Below are 3,366 nucleotides of genomic sequence, written 5' to 3'. Positions count from 1 at the left end.
CGCCGGAGGCCTTCATCGCGCAGGTGGAGCGCTCCGGCCTGCGCGGCCGAGGGGCGCGGGCTTCCCCACCGGCCGCAAGCTGCGCGCGGTGGCCGCCGCTCCGGGCGAGGAGAAGTACGTCGTGGCCAACGCGGACGAGGGCGACGCGGGCGCGTACATCGACCGGTTCCTGATGGAGGAGGATCCCCACGCCGTGCTGGAGGGCCTGCTGCTGGCGGCGTACGCGGTGGGGGCCCGCCGGGCGACGGTCTACGTGCGCAAGGAGTACCCGCTGGCCGCCTGCGTCCTGCACGTGGCCCTGCACGAGGCCCACCGCGCGGGCCTGCTGGGGCCGCGCATCCTGGGCAGCGGCTTCTCCTGTGAGGTCTCCGTCGAGGTGGGCCGCGGCAGCTACCTGTGTGGCGAGGAGACGGCGCTGCTCAACGCCCTGGAGGGACGCCGGCCCTTCGTGCGGGCCCGGCCTCCCTACCCCGCCCAGGCGGGCCTCTTCGGTCAACCCACGCTGGTGCAGAACGTGGAGACGCTCGCCAACCTGCCGTGGATCGCGCGGCATGGCGGCCAGGCCTACGCCGCGCTGGGAGTCCCGGGCAGCCGGGGCACGAAGGTGCTGTCGCTCAACTCCCTCTTCCACCACCCGGGGCTCTACGAAGTGGAGCTGGGCACGCCGGTGCGCACCGTGGTGGAGGAGCTGGGAGGTGGGCTTCGGACCGGGCCGCTGAAGGGCGTCCTCATCGGGGGGCCGCTGGCGGGCATCCTCCCTCCGCACCTGCTGGACACCCCGCTGGGCTTCGACGAGCTCCAGGCGGTGGGCGCCTCCGTGGGCCATGGCGGCGTGGTGGCCTTCGACACGCACACGTCCATCGCCGCGCTGGTGCACCACGTCTTCTCCTTTGGCGCGTATGAGTCGTGCGGGAGGTGCACGCCCTGCCGCCTGGGGGCGCGGCACGTCGAGCAGCTCTTCGCGCGCGTGCTGGACGCCGGCACCGCGCCCCGCTCCGGCGCGGCGGACTGGGAGGAGGTCGCCGAGGCGCTGCGCCTCACCAGCCTGTGCGGCCACGGCACGGGCCTGGGCGAGTTCGCCCGGAGCGTGCTGCGCCACTACGGGGAGGAGGTGGCGGCATGCTTCGGGTGACCATCGACGGGCAGTTGCGCGAGTGCGCGCCGGGCACCGTCCTGGAGGCGCTGGAGGCCCTGGGGGTCGGCGTCCCCGCGCTCTGCGACGACTCACGCCTGGCGCCCGTGGGCGCGTGCCGCACCTGCATCGTGGAGGTCGAAGGCCACGAGCGCCCGGTGGCCGCCTGCACCACCCCGCTGGTGGAGGGCATGGTGGTGCGCACGCGCAGCCCCGGGGTGGAGGCGCAGCGGCGAATCCTGCTGCGCCTGCTGGCCTCGGAGTACCCGGCCGAGGCGGTGGCCCGCCATCCGGACAAGCCCTTCCACCGCGCGCTGCGCGAGTACGGCCTGGACGGCGAGGCGCGCGGCGAGCACCGGCCGGAGCTGCGGGACGACTCGCACCCGTACATCCACGTGGACATGTCCCAGTGCATCCGCTGCTACCGCTGCGTGCGCATCTGCGACGACGTGCAGGGGCAGTTCGTCTGGCGCGTGTGGAACCGGGGCGCGGACACGCGCATCCTCCCGGACGGGCCCAGCCTGAAGGAGAGCTCCTGTGTCTCCTGCGGCGCGTGCGTGGACAGCTGCCCCACCGGCGCGCTGGAGGACCGGACGCTGCTGGACCGGGGCTGGCCCGAGGCCTGGACGCGGACCACCTGCTCCTACTGCGGCGTGGGCTGCGAGCTGGACGTGGGCACGCGCGGGGGCCGCATCGTCACCGTGCGCGCCTCGCGCGAGGGCCCGTCCAACCAGGGCCACCTGTGCTCCAAGGGCCGCTACGCCTTCGACTTCGTGACGGCGCCGGACCGCGTCACCGTGCCGCTCCTGCGCGAGGCGAGCGGCTGGCGGCGCGCCTCCTGGGACGAGGCGCTGGGCTTCATCGCGCGGCGGCTGCGCGGCCTGCGGGACGCGCACGGCCCGGACGCGGTGGGGATGCTGGGCTCCGCGCGGGCCACCAACGAGGAGAACTACCTGGCGCAGAAGCTGGCCCGCGTGGTGCTGGGGACGAACAACGTGGACTGCTGCGCGCGCGTGTGCCACGCCCCCAGCGCCGCCGGGCTGAAGCAGATGCTGGGCACGGGCGCGGCCACCAACTCCTTCGAGGACGTGGAGCACGCGCGCACCCTGCTGGTGGCCGGCAGCAACACCACCGAGTGCCACCCCGTCGTCGGCGCGCGCATCAAGCAGGCGGTACTCAGGGGGGCGAAGCTCATCGTCATCGACTCGCGGCGCACGGAGCTGGCGCGCTACGCGGACGTGCACCTCCAGCCCCGGGCCGGCACGGACGTGCCGCTGCTCAACGCGCTGGCCCACGTGGTGGTGGCCGAAGGGCTGTGCGACGAGGCCTTCCTGCGCGAGCGCGTGGACGCGCTGGAGGACTTCCGGACCTTCATCCACGGCTGGACGCCCGAGCACGCCGCGCGGCTGTGCGGCGTGGACGCGGACGCCCTGCGCCACGCGGCGCGCCTGTACGCCACCCACGGCCCGTCCATGATGGTGCACGGGCTGGGCATGACGGAGCACGTCCAGGGCACCGAGACGGTCATGGCGCTGGTGAACCTGGCGCTCCTGACGGGCAACCTCGGCGGGCCGGGCATGGGCGTCAACCCGATGCGCGGCCAGAACAACGTGCAGGGCTCCGCGCACATGGGCTGTGAGCCGGGACAGCTCACCGGCTACGTCCCCCTGGAGCAGCACCGGGCGCGCTTCGAGGCGGCCTGGGGCGCGCCCCTGCCCTCCACGCCGGGGATGGACTTGATGCAAATGATGGAGGCGGCGCGCGGCGGGCGGCTCCACGCGCTGTGGGCCTTTGGCTACGACGTGCTGCTCACCAACCCGGACGCGAACACCACGCGCGAGGCGCTGGAGCGGCTGGAGCTGCTGGTGGTGCAGGACCTGTTCCTCAACGAGACGGCGCGCGCCCTGGGCCACGTCTTCCTGCCCGCGTGCACCTCCTTCGAGAAGGACGGCACCTTCATGAACGGCGAGCGGCGCGTGCAGCGGGTGCGCGCGTCCCTGCCGCCCACGGGAGACTGCCTTGCGGACTGGGAGATCCTCTGCCGCGCGGCGCGCGCCTGGGCCACTCCCAGGGCTTCACCTTCCAGTCCCCGGAGGAGGTCTGGGACGAGGTGCGGCGCGTGTGGCCCGCGGGCGCGGGCCTGTCCTACGCGCGCCTGGAGCAGGGCGGCCTCCAGTGGCCCTGCCCGGACGAGCGGCACCCGGGCACGCGGCGGCTGCACACCGGGGCGTTCG

General features: G+C 74.3%; 2 protein-coding genes. Both read left to right on the top strand.

From position 1 onward, the window contains the following. The coding region (locus tag ACLEQD_RS39735; protein ID WP_410391126.1) for an NADH-quinone oxidoreductase subunit F at positions 1 to 1,132 on the top strand (1,132 nt) is incomplete at its 5' end. Further along, on the top strand, positions 1,120 to 3,366 hold a 2,247-nt coding region (locus ACLEQD_RS39730), incomplete at its 3' end, for a molybdopterin-dependent oxidoreductase (RefSeq protein WP_410391125.1). The genes ACLEQD_RS39735 and ACLEQD_RS39730, both read left to right, overlap by 13 nt.

The sequence above is a fragment of the Corallococcus sp. 4LFB genome, from assembly GCF_046520365.1.
GTDB lineage: Bacteria > Myxococcota > Myxococcia > Myxococcales > Myxococcaceae > Corallococcus > Corallococcus caeni.
The sequence above is the reverse complement of the archived record's forward strand: the minus strand, read 5'-3'. Positions and strand labels throughout refer to the sequence as shown.